This is a genomic window from Nitrospira sp. MA-1 (genome assembly GCA_032139905.1).
Taxonomy (GTDB): Bacteria; Nitrospirota; Nitrospiria; order Nitrospirales; family UBA8639; genus Nitrospira_E.
In genome coordinates, this window is record JAQJDB010000006.1 from 461939 (window position 1) to 480751 (window position 18813).

Consider the following 18813-nt stretch of genomic DNA (forward strand, 5'->3'; position numbering starts at 1 on the left):
AATATTGTATCAAGACGGGTTGTCGGCATTAAAAGGAGTCTCATGGCAAATCAAGAGCAATTGAAGCTCATCAAGGTGGGTGTGGACCCCTGGAATGCCTGGAGAAAGGCGAATCCTTCCAATCGCGTAGATTTGAGTGGTGGGAATTTTTCCAAAATGGAATTGTCCGGTGTCGATTTGGCGGGTGCCAACTTGCAAGATGTCAATTTCAATCACGCGGATCTTTCAGGTGCCATATTGTCCGGGGCTAATTTGACTGAGTCCAGCTTGTTGGAAACGAATTTAACCGGCGCGAACTTGGAAAATGCGAATGTGAGTGACGCGGACCTTCTCCGGGCCATACTCATACAGGCGAATCTTGAGCGGGCACATCTCGCCAAGACGGATTTAACAGGGGCAAATCTGACTAAAGCGAATCTGACTGAAGCGAATCTTCACCTGGCCAATTTGCAGGGTGCAAAACTCACCGAGGCTAATTTGGAAGGATGTAAACTTCGAGAGGCAAATCTGGACCAGGCAGATCTCGCCGGTGCCAATCTTGGTCGTGCTGATCTGGCGCAGGCCAATCTCAAGCAAGCCAATCTACTGGGTGCGAATGTTGAAAAGGCTTCAGTAATTCAAGTGGATTTTCAGGAGGCTAATCTTCAGACTCTTGCCAACATGACGCTCCTCCAATTGTCAAAAGCCAAATCGTTGCGGCAGGCTCAACTTGACCCGCTCATCTATGAACAGTTGGTAAGGGAGTATCCCCATATAGGTGAACAGGATTAGGTAAGAGGCATTGGTAGGTATCAAGAAATTTCTACAAGTGAGGGAAAAATATGATGGGGTCTCGAAGGGTCATGCCAACGTTGGATAATGTGAGTTTTGATGGGGACCTCCTAATCTGAGAGGAAAAGACTGGCCATTTTTTATGGTGTAAGCAGAACGAGGGTGGTCGTTCAGAAGGTCCGCAATGAACAACAGGTTGGCTGCGGAATTTCAAGGAGTGCTGGGTTTGAGCTAGTCGCCTTCTTACGTGCGGATGCCGCTGACTATCTGCAGAACCATGGCAGTGAGGAACATGAGACTGATACCGGTGAAGACCCCATAGGCCGATTGGACCCGGCGTGTGGCAGTGTAGAAAATCGTGGTTAATGAAAAGATGACGTATAACAGCGAACCTGCAGCTAAGGCAAAAAACATGATAGTAAAGTAGTAGGATACTGCGAATCCGCTGATCAAAGTCCCAAGACACGTTGGTAGGCCTGCTATCAATCCCATCAAAATGATATCTTTGAAACTTGGTCTTGATTTTCCAGCCGAGCCAATAATGGCAAATCCTTCTGTCCCATTGTGTAAAGCAAAACCCATGATGAGGACACCACTTAAGACCCATTCACCTTGCATATAGGCGGCGCCGATCGCTAGGCCTTCGCCCAGGTTATGGAGGCCCATTCCTAAGGCGATCATATAGGGTAAGAACAGCTTTGATGGCTCCGTTCTGTTCCGACCCTGTTGGCGTTGCTCAATAAGTACCAGCCCCACAAACCCGATCAATAAACTTCCGAGAAAGGCAACCCAGGATAGCGGATCCGTCGCGCCGGTGAATTCTACGGCTTCGTGCATGAGGTCAAAAAAGAGATAGACAAGCACACCCGTGGCGATTCCGGTTAAATAGCCTTCCCAGGCTCTGCTCATGGCCTTTGCGATGACCAAGGCCAGGATGATGCCAAGGTAAATCGGGAAAACTCCCGCAATTGCGCCAAGCCCGATTAATGGTCCAATTGTTTCCATGAAACAAACCTATCAAATATTAGAGTTTGTTGGCAATAATGAAACTTGGTTTCATTTTCATATTATAAATAACATGGGATCAAGGATCAGGGAATCTCGGATGTATGAATGGCTTCAAATAGTGCTCGGGTTTGAGAGAGCGGTTCCCATTTCATGATGCCCAGCGAGTCATCGACATAGACAGGATGTCGCATGCCATTGAGCACAGAGGTTACACCTGGGGTACTGGCTACTGCCCAGATGGCTTTACGGGCAAAAGGTTCTTCCCGTTTGGAATCCGGTATGAGGGGGTCTATGAGCTTACGAATTTCAGAGAGTTTCTTCGCACTTTTATGCGCGGCCTCCATGCGCATGACCTTGAGGAGGGAGACGAGTTCAGGGACATAGCGATCCCGCCACGATTCCCATATTTGTTCTTCTTCCTGTTTGCCGGCGAAATGTCTGGTGAGTAGTTGGAAGACCTGATTGGCATGAGGGGCAATCGTTTGTGATTCGATTTGGTCCCAGTGCTCAAGATTGTGGATGGACGGACGAATTCGTTTCAGTTCTTCGGCCCAGTTGAAATAGTCCAGTGGAGCAGCTCCTTTTTCCGGTTTGGGGACCTGGGGTGCTAGCACCTGCTTGTAATCGTGTTCCAGCGCGGCGACTTTTGGGTGCTGGGCATCAAAGTTCGTATTGGAAATTTCCGCTTGGGGATCTGCGAGACGTATCATGCCTCCGCCTTTTCCCGGAATGGCATTCAGAGGCCGGTTCACCAGAACAGCAATGTCGGCTTCCTGGGCAAATGCCAGGACCGTTTGCGACTGTTCAGGTCCGGTATTGGGTGTGAGCAGGGCTCCCGATTCAAATATATTCATTGGGAGTTGCAGAACACGAAAATGATGGTGAGGGAGGCCGGCATGTTTCGCGGCAGACTCAGCGGCCTTGAGCATACGAGAAAGTGATGTGGCTTCGGGATTATCGGGTTTGGCCGTGCAGGTATTGGAGGAGATCCCATAGTATTGCAAACGGCCGGCGGCGATTTGTGTCTCCAGATAGGTAAAAGCTTCTTGCAGACGCCGATAAAACTCCTGCCGGAGATCCTCAAGTCTGAGTGGATCAATTGATAAGTTCCGGTTCTTGGCATCAGACAAAAAATATTCTGGATTGTGCAGGAGACAGACATCCAGGGTTTCCAGCCCCAGTCGGTCAAGAGACAGAATGAGTTGTTCCTCTAGAAATGAAGGATGGAGACAATGCCAGATGCCCTCGCCATATTTGACCATTTCGGGAAACGGTTTCCCGGCCTGTTCCCTGGCCTCGGCGCGTGTAATATTATTTCCCTGCACATAGCCGATTTTTGAGACCACAATGATTTCATCGCGGGAGATCCTCTGCTTAGCAACAAGATCCTTGAGCACCACACCGACCAACCGTTCGCTTCCACCGTCGGCATAATTGGTGGACGTATCGATAAGGTTGCACCCGCCTTGTAAAGATTTTTCAAGAGCCCTTCGGTGGTCTTCCACCCCAACGTCGATCCGGTAACCACCAAAGCCTATGCGAGAAGTCGTCAATCCGGTTGAACCCAAAGACGTATATCCATGAGGAGAAGGGCGAGAATCCTGTGGGCTGGCAAGGATTCTGGCTACGTATTGCCCCGTTCCTTGAGGAGTGGCATGTCCGGAAAGGCCCTGGGTGGTCAGTGCTTGCAGGGGTGGTTCTTTCGTGTGTGAAGTGGTGGTTCCCTGAGGATGGCTCAATGCGTCAACGACCTCTTGAGGATCGGTGATCGGAGCCTGACAGGCAAAGTTTTTACAGACATACAGCGCGGATTTCCCATTCGCCAGAGTTTTTCCGGCCAAAAGGGGATGAGTCGGTTCACCATTCAGCTCCTGCTTGTAGGCCAAAATGCGGTAAGGCACAAAACACGCATTCACTGCTGAACGGAGTTGGTCGTATAGCTTATCGCCGGGAATTCCTACAAGGGCCAACTCGATAGGGCCTCGTAATAGGAGGTCTACGACCATGAGACTTTTGGGAAACCCTCTGGGCACCTGCCCAATTTGTTGTCCATAGGCACGAATAGCATTGGTCGCGGCTTTCCGAAAGTCATCACGATCACCGTGAAATGATAGGCGGGCCAAAGCCGAAGCGGCCACCGCATTTCCACTGGGAGTTGCACCATCGGCGCCTTCCCGTCCCCGGATAATTAAGGCTTCATGATCAGTGGGGGTGGTAAAAAATCCACCGTTGTCCCGATCTTCAAAATCTTCCAGGATACGTTCAGCTAATGAGACCGCCTCATGAAGGTACCGTTCCTGGCCAGAGGCTTCATAAACGTCGATCATGGCTTCGGCCGCATAGGCATAATCTTCCAAACAGGCATTGAGATGGGCATGCCCTGACCGATAGGTGCGCCACAGCCGGCTCTCCGGACCTGAAAGTGTGGTCAGAAGAAAATCGGCGGCACGGATGGCACCAACTAGATAGGGTTGGTGGTTAAATACTCGACCGGCTTCGGCCATTGTCCCGATCATCATGCCATTCCAGGCGGTGATGATTTTATCATCAAGTCCAGGTGGGATTCGTTTCAGACGTGCCTGGTAGACTTCCGGGCGCACACGGCTGATCGTGTCTCGTAGATCCTCGGTGGAACAGCCTAATTCCTCTGCGACCGTTTCTAGTGATTTCGTTGTGCGCGGGATGTTGGTGTGTTCCCAATTGCCTTCCTCGGTGATGTCGTAATAGGCGCAGAAGCGGGTGGCGTCTTGTTCATTTGTTATGAGTTCACGTATCTGTTCCGGCGTCCACACGAAAAACTTCCCTTCTACTCCTTCGCTGTCCGCATCAGTTGCTGAATAAAACCCGCCTTCCGGTGCGGTCATTTCTCGCAAAATGTAATCTAAGGTCTCCGTGGCGACCTGGCGGTATCGATTTTCCCCTGTGACTTGAAAGGCTTCAACGTAGGTCCGGGCGAGGAGGGCATTGTCATACAGCATTTTTTCAAAGTGGGGGGCTAACCATTCATCATCAGTGGAATAGCGCGCAAATCCGCCGCCGATATGATCGTACAGTCCCCCTGCGGCCATGCCATCCAAAGTTTTGGTGACCATGGCGAGTATTTTTTTCTCCAGACTCCAGTGGTACTGACGTAAGAGAAATGAGAGTCCGGTGGCGGGCGGAAACTTGGGCGCTCGTCCAAATCCCCCATAACGTGCATCAAAATCACGGGCAAATTGCTTGACGGCATTTTCAATCTCGGCTTCACCAACGGCAAGCGGAGATGCAGGTTGTAGAGCGGTTCTCAGACGTGTGGTGAATCGACTGGCTTGTTGGGTGATGTTGGATTGATCTTTCTTCCACCCTTCCCCAATGTTTGTCAGAATTGATCCGAATCCCGGACGACCATAGCGGTCCGTAGGAGGGAAATAAGTTCCTGCAAAAATCGGATCCTGATCGGGGGTGAGGAACACGGTCATGGGCCACCCACCGTGACCCTGGTTCATGGCAGTGGTGGCCTGCATATAGATTTCATCCAAATCCGGCCGTTCTTCCCTGTCCACTTTGATATTCACGAAATACCGGTTCATCAGTTCCGCGATGGCCTGATTCTCAAACGATTCCCGCTCCATGACGTGGCACCAATGGCAGGCTGAATAGCCAATGGAGAGCAAAATTGGTTTATTCTCTTTCTTTGCCATATTCAGCGCTTCCTCGCCCCAGGGGAACCAATCTACTGGATTGTAGGCATGCTGAAGGAGGTAAGGGCTGGTTTCGTGACTCAGTCGATTGGGTTTGTGCTCTGTCGTGGATTCAGACATAAAGGTTTTTCACTCAACGTGATCAGGATAATAAAAATTGGAGACGTAGTACTATCTAACAATACATAATTTAGGAGAAATACTATTTTTGTTGGTTTCCGAGGCTTCGTTCATACAGCAACACCTTCCAGCCATCCTTTTCCGAAATGAATCCTTTGGGTTGTACAACAGGAAGCATCCCGGTTCCGGGGACCCGGCCGGTCTGTCCCATGCTTCCGTTTTTGAGGACCCACATCATTTCACCAGGTGTTCGATAGGTGTTAAACTTAGGGTTGGTGAAATTTCTCGGTTGAATGGGAAGGTTTTTTGCCGCCGGCCCATCCCCCTTTCCTTCTGCCCCATGACAACTAATACAACCCCCACGTCCCAGAAAGATTTCTTTTCCTTCCGCCAGGATTTCCGGAGTGGGCTCAATGGGAGGTTTCGCCGATTTGGCTTTGGCGATCTCATTCGAAGGGACCCGGGAGATTTTGATGTTGAATTCACCGCCTGCGGTACCATACCCAGCAGGGTTGGCAGACCAGGCAGGTGGCGCAAGAATGGTGGCGAGGATAAAGCTACTTCCCAAAATAAGCCGGTAGTGATTCATGCAAATCTCCTTCAATGCAAATTTTGGATAGGCAGAAAGAAATTTAATATTGTGGAAATCACTCGCGTTCTTCACCATGTATGATCTTCTAAGGTTATGCGCTCAAGGGTAAACAGGATACCAATCATCAAGGTGAGGGGCAAACCCCGCCTTTAATCACTTGTTTTAATTAAGTCGGCATTCTCTCTTTTCGAGTAATAAGAGTCCCCTTGCTTAGTGGACAGTTGTGTTACAATTGGCCAAAAATTTTCCTTGAGCATTGGCATTATGGCATTAAACGAGCACAATCGACGGAAATTTGTGGCTGGCATGAGTCGGCGGATTTCGAAGCTACGCGACCAATCTGAGCAAAGCTTGGACTTTGCTATTGAAACAATGTTTCAAGAGCGAACTGAGGCCTATCTGCATGTTGAGCAGGGGTTGATGGAGGTTGATCGGATGTTGGGGCTGGTTGAGGGGGAGTTGGAGGATATTACCGAACTGACTACCGCCCAGCGCTTGGAATCCCGGTTAGAATTTATTGAAGACCGTTTTGAAGAGTTTGAGAGCGAAATAAGGCAGCGTCCCCGCCGTCGACGGCACAAGATCAATCTCTTTAATTTCTTTAAGGCTGCCGGAGGTGGAGGAGGGGAGGGAGAGCCCACTTCTGTTCGTGGAGAAATTCGTTCGTCCGTCCACGCCTATGAAGTGCTAGGGGTTGAGTTTGGAAGTCCTTTGCCAGTGGTAACTCGAGCCTTTCGTGAGCGGGCGAAGAAGATACATCCTGATATCCGACAAGGCGACCGCAGTTCCGAGCCGGAACTGCGGCGAATTATCGAAGCCTACCAATTCCTCAAAACCGACTATTTCGGCGGTACGGCATCGGATTCTGTCCAGCGGCCATTCTGACTTTTGGCCAGGCTTTTTCCCCCGCGAGGATTTCGTTAAAGAATTTTGCTGACTGTTTCCGGAGGGCGGGCGAGGATTGCCTGGTCCCCTTTTTGAACCAGAGGACGCTGGATGAGATCCGGGTGTTTGATCAGAATGTCTAATAATTCATCATCAGTGAATTGTGAGTCTTGTAAGTTCAGATTTTTGTAAATCGCTTCCTTTTTTCGAATAATTTCTGACGATTTGATCCCCGCCTTTTTGAGTAGCCCTTTGAGTGTGGATTTGGAAAATGTTTTTTCGTAGTAGTTAATGGTCGTAAAGGGTTGTCCGCTTTCCTCCACTAATTTGATAACCTGTCGGCAAGTGGAGCAAGTGGGTTTGTGATAAATGAGGATGTCAGCCATGGATACGCCTCCTTTGTAAATGGTCTGTCAATTTTTTCACCGCCTTGACCTCCTTTTGAGGCCATGCTACAAGCTGGTCCAGCTGTAGGCGGAAGGAACAGTCTGATGAATTTAAACGACCGAGGGATTTTGCCAGTATGAGCGACCTAAACCCAGCTCAAGATTTTTTTTGTGCATCTGAGACGGAGCGAACCTTAAAGGATCTTCGGCTTAAACGTAAAGGCCAGCCCGTGTATGTGATGGGTCATGAAGATCGGTATAAAGGCAAGGAAGGGGTATTTGAATTTTTTAACGTTCGCCTTGCCGTGGTAAAGTTCCCCGATGAAAAAACGCTAGGATTTGATCCCATAGATTTATTATTACCTTGTGAGATCAACGAGGACGGCGTACCTTTTTTTGAAATTCGCTATTGCGAAACGTGCGATCAAGTTTTTCCTCTCACTTCATCGGAGTTTCATGCTCCGGTTGAGCGGAAAGAATGTCCGGAGTGCGCCCCATAAGTCCCTTTTGAAACAAGGACTTTCCGGCAGGTTGCCAGGCTGGCAAATGGGATAGACATGAATGTGGTTGTGTCGGTTTTAGGGGAATCTTGAAGGCAGGATTTACCCATCCCCCCACTTTAATTTTGTGCGTAACACTTCAAAATAGCTTCGCTCTGGAAAACGAATGAGGTGTGTACGGTGGTCTGATGCTCGAACCTGCACAAGATCACCCGTCAGGATTTCCATTCCCACTTGGCCATCAATGGTGGCCATGGCTGGTTCCTGACTTGTCAGTTCAATGGTGATTGGCACATCACCAGGGGCGAGGAAGGGGCGGTGGGAAAAGGTATGCGGGCAAATTGGGTTTATTAGTAATACTTCCAGCTGTGGATCTAAAATCGGACCCTTTGCCGAAAGGGAATAAGCTGTCGATCCCGTCGGGGTAGCGACGATCAGTCCATCCCCACGCAAGTTTGTCATGAATGCATGATTCACCCATATTTTGGTGGAGATCATTCTCGCTAAATGTCCTTTACTTATTACCACGTCGTTTAAGGCTGAATAGGTGTAGAGGATTTGGTCACCCCGTTGTAGCTGGACTTTTAGCATCAAGCGTTTATCCAGTTGACATTCTCCTGCGAACACTTTTTCTAAGGCTGTGGGGAGATCATCAAAGTTGATTTCAGTGAGGAAACCCAGACCTCCCATATTGACTCCCAGTATGGGAATTCCTCGTTGTTCAACGAGCCGTGCTCCGCTTAACATTGTGCCATCGCCACCCAATACAATGAGAAGGTCGGCTTCCTTGGCAATCTGAATACGGGTGGGATTATCAGAAGTAGGGAACCCTTGAGTGGAATCAAGAATGACAGTTTTGTGATGTGAAACCAACCAATCACGGAGATGGGAGATTTCCTGCAGAATGTTAGGGGCGTTAGGCTTGGTGATGATTCCGATAGTATGGAAGGTAGACATGAGCTTCGATAAGAAATGGTGTTGCCAGGCGTCAGGATGGTAGTGTCTTCATTGAACTGATAGCAAGCGTGGATTTTTTGGAAATGGTATAGGCAATAATATCGGTGTGTGGCAGGAGGCTTTTCTTAGCGTATTTTGATTGGTAGAGTAAATCATCATTACCGTTGCTGGGTCCTCTCAATCCGGCTTCTGACTTGACAGTTTTGAGGGATCACGGATAGACTGAAATTGTGAATTTTTATCGAATTTATGTGTGGATAATAGGCGAATGTGTGAGCGAAAAGTTTCGCGAATAATCGGCTAGAGGAGGTCCAATGTTCGAACGATTCACGGATCGTGGTAGAAAAATTATAATCCTTGCCAGAGAAGAAGCGGAACGGCACCAAAACGATTATCTGGGGACCGAGCATTTGGTGCTCGCCATTCTTCGAGAGTCGGACGGCATAGCCTTGATGATCATCAAAAAGATGGGTCTCTCGCCGGAACAAATCCGTCTTGAAATCGAACGGAATCTGCCAGGGGGTGGAACAACCGTGACATTCGGCGAAATCCCATTTAGCCCCAGAGTGAAAAAAGTGATTGAATATGGTGTCGAGGAAGCCAGGCTTCTTGGCCACAACCATATCGGGAGTGAACATCTGCTTCTTGGCCTTCTTCGGGAGGAAGAAGGAATAGGTGGCAAGGTGCTTCGTAGTTTAGGGGCCAATCTTTTAACGGCTCGCCAGTTAACCGTCACGTTCCTTAGAAAATCAGGAACCAGGGAGCGAGATAAAAAGAGCAGCACTCCTGCGCTAGATGAATTTGGTAGGGATTTGACGCAGTTGGCTCAGGAGGGAACGCTAGACCCTGTTATCGGACGTTCAGATGAAATCCAAAGGGTACTTCAAATTCTCAGTCGGCGTACGAAAAATAACCCGGCGTTAATTGGTGAATCCGGAGTTGGGAAAACAGCTATTGTGGAAGGGCTGGCCCAGCGAATCATCGGTCTGGATGTTCCGGACAATTTATTGAATCGAAGGGTTATTGCTTTGGATCTTGGTTCTTTAGTAGCAGGGACCAAATATCGAGGGCAATTTGAAGAGCGTCTTAAGGTGGTGATGAAAGAAATTTCCCAAGCGGGGAATATCATTCTCTTTATTGATGAACTTCACACCTTAGTCGGTGCAGGTGCTGCTGAAGGGTCAATTGACGCCGCAAACATGTTAAAGCCGGCTTTATCTCGTGGTGAAATTCAATGTATTGGCGCCACGACCCTGGATGAATATAGAAAGCATATTGAAAAAGATGGGGCACTCAAGCGGCGGTTTCAGCCTATTTATGTTCAGCCCCCTTCCGTAGAAGAAACCGTGCAGATCATTCAAGGGCTACGTGATCGATACGAGGAACACCATGGTGTTGAAATTACGGATGAGGCAGTTGAAGAGGCTGTGAAATTGAGTGAACGGTATATCACCGACCGGTTTTTGCCGGACAAAGCCATTGATCTTATTGATGAGACCGGTTCGCGAGCAAAATTGCTAACGTATGCCCTTCCTCCTGAGTTGAAGTCTCTTGAACAGGAACTTAAAAGGGTCGCTCGTGAAAAGGAAGTGGCAATCGGGCTTCAGAATTTTGAAGAAGCCGTAAAATTTCGCGAAGAGGAAGAGCGGTTCAGAAAATTGTTAGATGATTCAAAGCGTGACTGGAAGAAAAAACAAGAAAAGAATAAACCGGTTATTTCCGGTGAGGACGTAGCCTACGTCATTTCGAAAATGACGGGGATTCCTCTCTTTAAACTTGAAGAAGAAGAAACTGAAAAGCTGCTGCATATGGAAGATTATCTTCACAAGCGCATCATAGGGCAGGAAGAGGCTATTTCTGCGGTTTGTCGGTCTATTCGTCGATCGCGAGCTGGATTAAAAGATGCCAAAAAACCCATTGGGTCGTTTATTTTCCTTGGACCGACCGGTGTAGGGAAGACGGAGCTGGCTCGCGCATTAGCAGAATTCTTGTTCAATACGGATGATGCGTTAATTCGGGTAGACATGTCGGAATACCAGGAGAAATTTACCAGTTCACGCCTGTTTGGCGCCCCTCCTGGGTATGTAGGCTATGAGGAAGGTGGACAATTGACGGAGAAAGTACGACGCCGACCCTATTCAGTTGTGTTATTTGATGAAATTGAAAAAGCCCATCCGGATATATTTAATGTGTTGCTGCAGGTCCTTGATGATGGGGTATTGACGGACAGTTTAGGCCGAAAGGTGGACTTCAAGAATACCATTCTGGTGATGACGTCAAACTTGGGTACCCGATTCATTCAAAAAGGTGTATCGCTCGGGTTCCAGCGTGATGTTGAAGAAGAGCATACTTCACGTATGCGAGGTGAAGTCCTGGCGGAGTTGAAGCGTCATTTCAGTCCTGAATTCTTAAATCGTATTGATGAATTAGTGGTCTTCCACCAACTCACGAAGGAACATTTGGTGAGTATCGTTGACATTCTCATTGGGGAACTCAATGCCCGTCTTGTGGAAAGAGGAGTATATTTAGATGTCACCGACGAGGTGAAGCAGTGGTTGATTGAGGAAGGCTTTGAACAACAATATGGTGCACGTCCTCTACGCCGAACTATTCAACGCCGCCTGGGAGATCCTCTATCTGAAGAACTGATTAAGGGGCGGTTTAAAGATGCCAAAAAGATTAAGGTTGTCCTGACCGACCAAACTCCAAATTTCATTGAAGAAGAGGTGTTAGCGAGTGTTTGATTGGAAATAGGGATGGTCAAATCCTAGATGAAACCCTCAGGACCCCATCAGTCCTGAGGGTTTTGTTGTTTTTTACCCAATGAATCTTGGTGCTGAAAAGGACTCTATCCGTGATTTTAGGAATTGAAACATCATGTGATGAGACGGCTGTGGCCGTGTTGGATGGGGATGGTCACATCCTCTCAAATATATTGGATTCGCAGGTTGAGGTGCATGCCCGTTACGGGGGAGTGGTCCCGGAATTGGCTTCGCGTCGTCATATGGAATGCCTGGAACTTTTGACAAGGGAAGCCTTGGATCAGGCCAAGGTTTCTCTTTCCCAATTAACGGGAATAGCGGTCACCAATCGTCCTGGATTGGTAGGGGCCTTACTTGTTGGAGTAAATTTTGCCAAAGCTCTGGCCTATGCCACCAATATACCCTTGGTGACGGTTAATCATTTGGAGGGGCATTTGGCGTCGGCATGGTTGTCCGATCCGAATTTGCCCACCCCAACCATGGTCTTGATTGCGTCTGGTGGGCACACGCATTTGGCATTGGTGCCTCATCGTGGAGAATATCAGTTCATTGGATGGACGATGGATGATGCTGCGGGTGAGGCGTTCGATAAAGGCGCCAAAATGCTTGGGCTTCCTTATCCTGGTGGTCCGGCAATTGACCGGCTTGCCAAACAGGGGAATGCTCAATATGTATCCTTCCCTCGCCCAACACTCCGAAGCCAAAATTTCAATTTTAGTTTCAGTGGGCTGAAAACCGCGCTTCGATATTTTGTGCGGGATGAACAACAAAAGGGGAGCTCTCCCTTGCCCGTAGCGGATATAGCGGCCAGTTACCAGGAAGCGATTGTGGATGTATTGGTGGAAAAACTTTGCCGCGCCGCTCGTCAATATGATGTGAAAGGGGTCTCAGTTGTGGGAGGAGTAGCGGCAAACTCTCGCCTTCGTCTGAGGCTTGAAGAGCGTGCTCGCACATTAGGGCTGCATGTAACTCTACCTCACCGTGCGCTCTGCACGGACAATGGTGCCATGATTGCGGCTGCGGGGCTTGAAAAACTCAAGCGCAAGGAGAGGGCAGCATGGGATGTGGATGCGATTTCTACGTTGCAATGTAAATATGATGAATCCGCAATGGCTGGAGTCCTGTCTCAATGACTCCGATGATACGGCAAAAGGAGAAGAGTTATTCCTGTTGTCCTAGGTAATCTACATGGGTTAAAGGCTAATCATATTAGCCGAATGGAGCGTCTTTACCGTCGACGAATCCCTCCAGAAAAAGTCGTAACTCCAGAGGTGGCTCGGGAATGTGCTGAACTGACCTATGAGACGAGACGGCAAATCGGGCTTTTGGTCAATCGACAAGGCCAAGTTGAATCGGTCTTGATCGGTGACCACCACGAATTGGTCATCCCTCACCTTTCGAGGAGCCGTTCGGGCCTTCGATTATTACGAGGGGTTCGGTTAGTCCATACACACCTCAACAATCAACCGCTGACCCAGGATGATCTGACCGACCTCGCTCTTCTTCGGCTGGATTTAATCATGGCTCTTGGTGTGGGAAAAGATGGCAGCCTTCGTGATGCCTATGTGGCGCACATTCTTTCGAATCCCATCCAGGGGCGAACTACGTTGGAATTACCGCCTTGTGCCTTTCACTCGTTTCAATTGGATTGCCAGCAATTTATTCAATCATTGGAGCAAGAAATTGTTCGGTCGAACCCGGGCTTACGAGAAGGTGTTCGGGAGGGGAGAGCCATCCTGGTCAGTGTCAGCACAGGGAATGCCGCTTCTGAAGAAGGGCGCCTCCAGGAATTACAAGAATTGGTGCGTGCCCAGGACGTTGAGGTCTTAGGGTGTATCACTCAACGGTTAGGAGCGATTCATCCAAAGTTTGTGGTTGGTTCGGGGAAGATGAAAGAATTGGCAATTCGTGCGCTGCAATCCGGTGCCGATACCTTGATATTTGATCAGGATTTGACTCCAGCCCAGGTTCGGGGTATTTCGGAAATCACGGATCTGCGGGTCTTGGACCGATCACAAGTCATTCTCGATATTTTCGCACAACGGGCGCATTCCTCCATTGGGAAAATTCAAGTTGAGCTGGCACAATTGCGGTATTTGCTCCCACGACTTGCTCAATCCAGTACCGCTCTTTCCCGATTAGCGGGAGGAATTGGGACCCGAGGACCTGGAGAAACCAAGCTGGAGACGGATCGCCGTCGAGCCCGTGAGCGCATTCAGCGCTTGGAGCGGGATTTGGAGTCTATGGCGCATGGTCGTCAGGAACAACGGAAAATGCGTATGAAGCGAGGGCTTCCCATCATTTCCATCATTGGCTATACCAATGTGGGGAAGTCGACTCTATTAAATGCGTTGACGAAAAGCCAAGTCTCTGTAAAAGATCGCGTCTTTGAAACCCTTGATACGGTCAATCGGCGATGGTATCTACCTGGATTAGGCGACGTCATTCTGACGGATACCGTAGGATTCATCCGAGATTTGCCAAAAGACCTTATGGCGGCATTTCAGACCACCTTGCTGGAATTGCAGGAAGCCGATGTGTTACTCCACGTGATAGATGCCCATGTGCCGGATCCTGGGCAGCATATCATCGCAGTTGACAATGTGTTGAAGGAATTGGGCCTTGAAAACATTCCCAGCCTGCGTTTTTTTAATAAGGCGGATCTGATGGTCGAAGAAGACGTCCAACTCCTTTGTCAGCGATATGGCGGAATGGGGGGATCGGCGTTACAAGACGCGTCATTGCTCATGATTCAGCAGGAACTCACGACTCTTCTTCGTGGCCTTCAGGCGGAAGGTGGCAGGAAGGGAAATTCTCATGAAATGCCTCTCTATCCTCTTCCGGCTGCGGCCGAGACCTTTCCATGAGGGGTCTTGCTTCGATGAGCCGGCTCAGAACAGCACGACATCCAATTGAATCGCCGGTGGAGGCGAAAAAGCGGGTAGGCCGGATTCTTGCGGCATTGGCTAAATCCGTTCCCGACGTCAGGGTAGAGTTAGATTCATCCAACCGGCTTGAGCTGTTAGTGGCCACGATTCTTTCGGCGCAATGTACAGACCAGAGAGTCAACCAGGTCACGCCGAACCTCTTTGCCCGCTATCGCACGGCACAGGATTATGCCAATGCGGATCCAGCGGAATTAGAAGCTCTCATTCGGACAACGGGGTTTTATAAAAATAAGGGGCGTCATCTTATTGGGTGTGGCCAGGCACTGGTGCAACGTTTTCACGGAATGGTGCCAGGGACGATGGAGGACTTGACTACCCTGCCTGGCGTTGGGCGAAAAACGGCCAATGTTATTTTAGGGAGTTCGGTGGGAGAGCCTGCCATTGTGGTAGATACCCATGTGAAACGGGTAGCCAATCGGCTCGGCTTGACGAAAAGCCAGGATCCGACAAAAATTGAAGAGGATCTTCAACGGCTTTTGCCAAAAGCGCAATGGACGGTTGGAGCCCAGCGCCTCCTGCTTCACGGGCGGTATGTGTGTCTGGCCAGAACGCCCAAGTGTGCTCATTGTGTGATCGCTTCAGACTGTGGATGGGAAGGAAAACAAAAGCTATTATGAAAAGTATGACCGGTTTTGGAAAACGAGAATCCCTCTGTCAGGGAACCATGGTTGGGGTTGAAGTTCGATCCGTCAATCATCGGTTTTGCGAGATGATGGTGCGTCTGCCTAAGTCTCTTTCTCATATGGAGTTGGAACTCAAGGAGCAAGTCAAACGTTCGTGTGAGCGGGGTCGAATTGAATTGACCGTGACCATGAATGGGGGAGGGTCTGGAGCCAATAAAACCGTTCAACTGGATCGCGCCATGGCGAGGCGGTATGTTCAAGGGTTGCGCGAACTACAACGGGAATTCAAGCTGGGTGGAACGGTGGATGTAAATGTGGTGGCAGGGTTTCGGGATCTTTTTTCCACCAGTGAGGAGCCCACGGTGATCAAGGATGTGCCGAAGGTTGTTGAAGGACTAGTCCAGCGTGCCTTGACCGATTTGGAAAAAATGCGCAAGAAAGAAGGCACTGCCTTACAAAAAGATCTCTTACAGCGAGTCCAGATAGTCGAGGAACGGCTTCATGTAGTTCAGCAACGCATTCCTTCTGCCCTGCAGGTGGCCGCTGATCGTCTGAAAGCCAGAGTCGCCAAGTTACTAGAAGGCGAACGGGTGAATGACGATCGAATTGCTCAAGAAATAGCCATGTTGGCGGAACGATCAGACGTGACGGAAGAATTAACACGGTTGCAGAGTCATGTGGCACAATTTCGCTCCACACTCAAATCCAAGGGTGCCGTTGGAAAACGGCTTGATTTTCTTCTCCAGGAAATGGGGAGGGAAGTGAATACCATAGGATCAAAGGCCAGCGATTCCGAAATTTCCGGACAAGTTGTGGATTTGAAGAGTGAATTAGAAAAAATTCGGGAACAGGTTCAAAATATTGAATAATCGGTCCAGCCATGTCATAACGTGGGAGAAACGTTGTCAATAAAGGGGAAGAAATTGTTATTTGTCGTATCAGGTCCTTCCGGGGTAGGGAAGTCGACGCTCTGCCGGCATATTTTGAAAACCATTCCCGACATTCGCCTTTCGGTGTCGTATACCACGCGGAAGCCACGGTCCGGCGAAACGGATGGCAAGGAGTACAGGTTTATTTCGGAAACTGAGTTTCACGCAAAAATTTCCGAGCACGCGTTTGCTGAATATGCAGAAGTCTATGGACGATTATACGGAACACCATGGAAGGAGTTGGAGCAGGAGTCCGGTTCGAACACGGATATCTTGTTGGACATCGATGTGCAGGGCGCGCGGCAGGTCATGAAAAATCTTCAAAAAGCTGTGACGGTATTCATTCTGCCTCCTTCTTTGGAGGTCCTTCGGAGCCGTCTGGTTGAACGGGCGACGGATACATCGGACGAGCAGGAGCGTCGGTTTCAGAAATCCCAAGAGGAGATGCGGAGTTACTCGGAATACCAATATACGATTCGCAATGAAACTCTGGAGCAGGCCATCGAGGAACTTCAAGCCGTCATTATGGCTGAACGCGTTCGAACCACCCATGTCGATGCCACACATGTGTTCCGATAAATGCTGCATTGATGGGATTGATTTGTGTAGACTATTCATCTGATCAGGTGTTTTTCACAGAAAGGAAAGAGGATATCCAATGGATGCATTATCGTTATTACCCGAACATCACCAAAAAGAATTTGATTCACGGTATCGGATCGTATTGATTGCTGCCCAGCGGGCCAAGCAATTGGTTCGGGGTGGAGAGCCCTACGGAGCCAGCAAATTTTCAAAAGACACCTCGAGGGCTTTGGAAGAAGTGCTGAACAAACAGGTCCCGTATTTAATAGGCCAGGAAGCCAAAGAAGCCATTAAAAATGCCAAACGAGCAAATGAACGTCCCATTGATCCGGCTCTCTATGCACAGCCGGATGAAAATGCCCAAGAAATCAAAAAAGAATTGAGTGTGTATATCGATGACACGGCTCAACATCTTGGCACCGTGGTTGAACCTGAAGAACAGAGCTGAATTGACTTGGCGGGAGATTCCATCAGGATGAGCACCGGATTAACAGGGAAGCGGATTGTCCTTGGAGTCACGGGAAGTATTGCTGCCTATAAGGCAGTGGGACTTGTACGGTTGTTGACTCAAGCCGGCGCCGGGGTTCATGTGGTCATGACGGATTCAGCGACCAGGTTCATCGCCCCCCTGACGTTTGAAGTGTTGTCAGGAAATCCGGTGGCGAGTGATGTCTTTGCCGGCCATCAGGACATGAAGCACCTGTCCTTAACGGAACATGCCGATTTGTTGCTCGTGGCTCCCTGTACCGCGAACACTTTAGCCAAAATGGCTCTCGGGTTAGCCGACAATTTACTGGGAACCCTCTCACTCACCGTTCAATGTCCCGTGATGGTCTGTCCGGCGATGGATGGGGAAATGTGGGCCCATCCGGCGGTCCAAGCCCATGCACAGACTCTGCGCCATCGAGGGGTGGTCCTGGTTGAGCCGGAAGTTGGGGCGTTGGCCTCCGGAGAATGGGGACAGGGGCGTTTGGCTGCCGAGGAAGTCATCATGTCGACGGTGGTAGACCTCCTGCATCGCCGAACAGATTGGCAAGCGGAGCGTGTCCTGATATCGGCGGGTCCCACGCAGGAACCCATTGATCCTGTGCGATTCATCAGTAACGGGTCATCAGGTAAAATGGGATTTGCCTTGGCCGAGGCCGCCGCTGCACGCGGGGCCGAGGTCGTCTTGGTCACGGGTCCCACGCAGTTAAAAGCTCCGAAGAATGTGACCGTGATCCCGGTGGTCACCGCAGAAGACATGTTGCAGGCGCTCACGGCACGATTTGAATGGGCAACCACGCTCTGCATGACGGCTGCGGTGGGAGATTTTCGCCCAAAACAGGCGCATGCACAGAAAGTCAAAAAAGACCAATGGCATGGCGAAGGGTTGGATTTGGAACGGACGCCGGATATATTAATGGCACTCTCCGCCCAGCGGACACACCAACGCCTGATTGGCTTTGCGGCTGAAACTGACCATCTTATTGAGCATGGACAGGCCAAGCTTGCCAGCAAACATTTGGATATGCTGATTGTGAATCACATCGGCGGAGAGCAGTCTGCCTTTGGAAATGATACCAATGAGGTGTATGTTCTTACGCCGGGTGCTGCCCCGCACCACATCCCACGCATGCCGAAACGACAGCTTGCCGATATGCTCTTAGATCGTATCGTGTCCCTTCCAGTTCAGCCTTCCAGGCAGCAGAAGACCCTGTCTTCACCGACGTCGTAGTTTGTGCTCACCTGATGGGGGTGTCTTCCCATCCTTTTCCATTCTGAATGAACGAAATCGCCAGAGCCGGAAGGCATTGATTGTGTGGTGAATGGCCACCAAGGGTCATCATGGATTGTGCGTCAGGATATCGATAACGAGTGAAAAATGAAGCAAGAATCTCAAAGAACAAGAAAAAACTTAACTTTAGGAACTCATAAGCCGATAAGAATAGTATGGAAGGATTTTTCATTAATATTGTCTTTTTCGCCTGGCTCATTTCCATGGTTCTTCTGGCTATCCGAAGAATCTAACCCCTCTCCTCCACCCCGGTTCAGAAGAAGGTCTTGGCTCCTCATTGAAACCTTCACAAC

General features: G+C 49.5%; 16 protein-coding genes. 11 read left to right on the forward strand and 5 right to left on the reverse strand.

Features of this window, described 5'->3' with window-relative positions:
* Positions 1 to 42 precede the first annotated feature (42 nt).
* Complete coding sequence (locus PJI16_09610) at positions 43 to 771, forward strand: pentapeptide repeat-containing protein (GenBank protein ID MDT3777809.1); 729 nt, start codon at positions 43 to 45, stop codon at positions 769 to 771.
* A gap of 243 nt (positions 772 to 1014) precedes the next feature.
* Here the strand turns inward: PJI16_09610 and PJI16_09615 are convergent, their stop codons facing one another.
* The 3 genes from PJI16_09615 to PJI16_09625 all read right to left on the reverse strand — a co-directional run bounded on the left by PJI16_09615 (position 1015) and on the right by PJI16_09625 (position 6168).
* Entirely contained in the window at positions 1015 to 1776 is a 762-nt protein-coding gene (locus PJI16_09615; GenBank protein ID MDT3777810.1) for a zinc transporter ZupT, read from the reverse strand.
* An 86-nt stretch (positions 1777 to 1862) separates the two neighbouring features.
* Positions 1863 to 5579, reverse strand: a complete 3717-nt coding sequence (locus tag PJI16_09620) for an aldo/keto reductase (protein MDT3777811.1) — start codon at positions 5577 to 5579, stop codon at positions 1863 to 1865.
* Positions 5580 to 5661: 82 nt separating this feature from the next.
* Entirely contained in the window at positions 5662 to 6168 is a 507-nt protein-coding gene (locus tag PJI16_09625) for a c-type cytochrome (GenBank protein ID MDT3777812.1), read from the reverse strand.
* A 267-nt stretch (positions 6169 to 6435) separates the two neighbouring features.
* On the opposite strand from PJI16_09625, the gene PJI16_09630 reads away from it, so the two are divergent.
* Complete coding sequence (locus tag PJI16_09630) at positions 6436 to 7056, forward strand: DnaJ domain-containing protein (GenBank protein MDT3777813.1); 621 nt, start codon at positions 6436 to 6438, stop codon at positions 7054 to 7056.
* Between the two features lie 35 nt (positions 7057 to 7091).
* Here PJI16_09630 and arsC read toward each other — a convergent pair whose 3' ends face one another.
* Positions 7092 to 7442 (reverse strand): arsenate reductase (glutaredoxin), encoded by a 351-nt coding sequence (arsC, locus tag PJI16_09635; GenBank protein MDT3777814.1) that lies wholly within the window; start codon positions 7440 to 7442, stop codon positions 7092 to 7094.
* A 137-nt stretch (positions 7443 to 7579) separates the two neighbouring features.
* Between arsC and PJI16_09640 the strand changes: the two genes are divergently transcribed.
* The gene (locus PJI16_09640; protein ID MDT3777815.1) at positions 7580 to 7942 is read left to right on the forward strand and encodes a hypothetical protein; all 363 of its coding nucleotides are present in this window, start codon (positions 7580 to 7582) and stop codon (positions 7940 to 7942) included.
* A 102-nt stretch (positions 7943 to 8044) separates the two neighbouring features.
* Here the strand turns inward: PJI16_09640 and PJI16_09645 are convergent, their stop codons facing one another.
* Positions 8045 to 8899 (reverse strand): NAD(+)/NADH kinase, encoded by an 855-nt coding sequence (locus PJI16_09645; protein MDT3777816.1) that lies wholly within the window; start codon positions 8897 to 8899, stop codon positions 8045 to 8047.
* A 314-nt stretch (positions 8900 to 9213) separates the two neighbouring features.
* Between PJI16_09645 and PJI16_09650 the strand changes: the two genes are divergently transcribed.
* From PJI16_09650 to coaBC, 8 genes are all read left to right on the forward strand, one after another.
* On the forward strand, positions 9214 to 11643 hold the full coding sequence (locus PJI16_09650; GenBank protein MDT3777817.1) for an ATP-dependent Clp protease ATP-binding subunit: 2430 nt from the start codon (positions 9214 to 9216) through the stop codon (positions 11641 to 11643).
* 110 nt (positions 11644 to 11753) lie between these two features.
* Positions 11754 to 12794, forward strand: a complete 1041-nt coding sequence (gene tsaD / locus PJI16_09655) for a tRNA (adenosine(37)-N6)-threonylcarbamoyltransferase complex transferase subunit TsaD (GenBank protein MDT3777818.1) — start codon at positions 11754 to 11756, stop codon at positions 12792 to 12794.
* 84 nt (positions 12795 to 12878) lie between these two features.
* Positions 12879 to 14528 (forward strand): GTPase HflX, encoded by a 1650-nt coding sequence (hflX, locus tag PJI16_09660; protein MDT3777819.1) that lies wholly within the window; start codon positions 12879 to 12881, stop codon positions 14526 to 14528.
* A gap of 14 nt (positions 14529 to 14542) precedes the next feature.
* Positions 14543 to 15226 (forward strand): endonuclease III, encoded by a 684-nt coding sequence (nth, locus tag PJI16_09665; GenBank protein ID MDT3777820.1) that lies wholly within the window; start codon positions 14543 to 14545, stop codon positions 15224 to 15226.
* A complete protein-coding gene (locus PJI16_09670; protein ID MDT3777821.1) occupies positions 15223 to 16101 on the forward strand; it encodes a YicC family protein in 879 nt (292 codons plus the stop codon). The genes nth and PJI16_09670 overlap by 4 nt, the downstream gene beginning before the upstream one ends.
* Positions 16102 to 16155: 54 nt before the next feature.
* Positions 16156 to 16740, forward strand: a complete 585-nt coding sequence (gene gmk, locus PJI16_09675) for a guanylate kinase (GenBank protein ID MDT3777822.1) — start codon at positions 16156 to 16158, stop codon at positions 16738 to 16740.
* A gap of 79 nt (positions 16741 to 16819) precedes the next feature.
* On the forward strand, positions 16820 to 17191 hold the full coding sequence (rpoZ, locus tag PJI16_09680) for a DNA-directed RNA polymerase subunit omega (GenBank protein ID MDT3777823.1): 372 nt from the start codon (positions 16820 to 16822) through the stop codon (positions 17189 to 17191).
* A gap of 27 nt (positions 17192 to 17218) precedes the next feature.
* A complete protein-coding gene (gene coaBC / locus PJI16_09685; protein ID MDT3777824.1) occupies positions 17219 to 18460 on the forward strand; it encodes a bifunctional phosphopantothenoylcysteine decarboxylase/phosphopantothenate--cysteine ligase CoaBC in 1242 nt (413 codons plus the stop codon).
* Positions 18461 to 18813: the final 353 nt, after the last annotated feature.

Bases quoted from the DNA above. Each gene is read 5' to 3' on its own strand.
- hflX (MDT3777819.1), top strand. From the start codon at position 12,879: ATGGAGCGTCTTTACCGTCGACGAATCCCTCCAGAAAAAGTCGTAACT.
- PJI16_09625 (MDT3777812.1), bottom strand. From the start codon at position 6,168: ATGAATCACTACCGGCTTATTTTGGGAAGTAGCTTTATCCTCGCCACC.
- PJI16_09645 (MDT3777816.1), bottom strand. From the start codon at position 8,899: ATGTCTACCTTCCATACTATCGGAATCATCACCAAGCCTAACGCCCCT.
- nth (MDT3777820.1), top strand. From the start codon at position 14,543: ATGAGCCGGCTCAGAACAGCACGACATCCAATTGAATCGCCGGTGGAG.
- arsC (MDT3777814.1), bottom strand. From the start codon at position 7,442: ATGGCTGACATCCTCATTTATCACAAACCCACTTGCTCCACTTGCCGA.
- PJI16_09640 (MDT3777815.1), top strand. From the start codon at position 7,580: ATGAGCGACCTAAACCCAGCTCAAGATTTTTTTTGTGCATCTGAGACG.
- PJI16_09650 (MDT3777817.1), top strand. From the start codon at position 9,214: ATGTTCGAACGATTCACGGATCGTGGTAGAAAAATTATAATCCTTGCC.
- coaBC (MDT3777824.1), top strand. From the start codon at position 17,219: ATGAGCACCGGATTAACAGGGAAGCGGATTGTCCTTGGAGTCACGGGA.
- PJI16_09620 (MDT3777811.1), bottom strand. From the start codon at position 5,579: ATGTCTGAATCCACGACAGAGCACAAACCCAATCGACTGAGTCACGAA.
- PJI16_09610 (MDT3777809.1), top strand. From the start codon at position 43: ATGGCAAATCAAGAGCAATTGAAGCTCATCAAGGTGGGTGTGGACCCC.
- rpoZ (MDT3777823.1), top strand. From the start codon at position 16,820: ATGGATGCATTATCGTTATTACCCGAACATCACCAAAAAGAATTTGAT.
- PJI16_09615 (MDT3777810.1), bottom strand. From the start codon at position 1,776: ATGGAAACAATTGGACCATTAATCGGGCTTGGCGCAATTGCGGGAGTT.
- PJI16_09670 (MDT3777821.1), top strand. From the start codon at position 15,223: ATGAAAAGTATGACCGGTTTTGGAAAACGAGAATCCCTCTGTCAGGGA.
- PJI16_09630 (MDT3777813.1), top strand. From the start codon at position 6,436: ATGGCATTAAACGAGCACAATCGACGGAAATTTGTGGCTGGCATGAGT.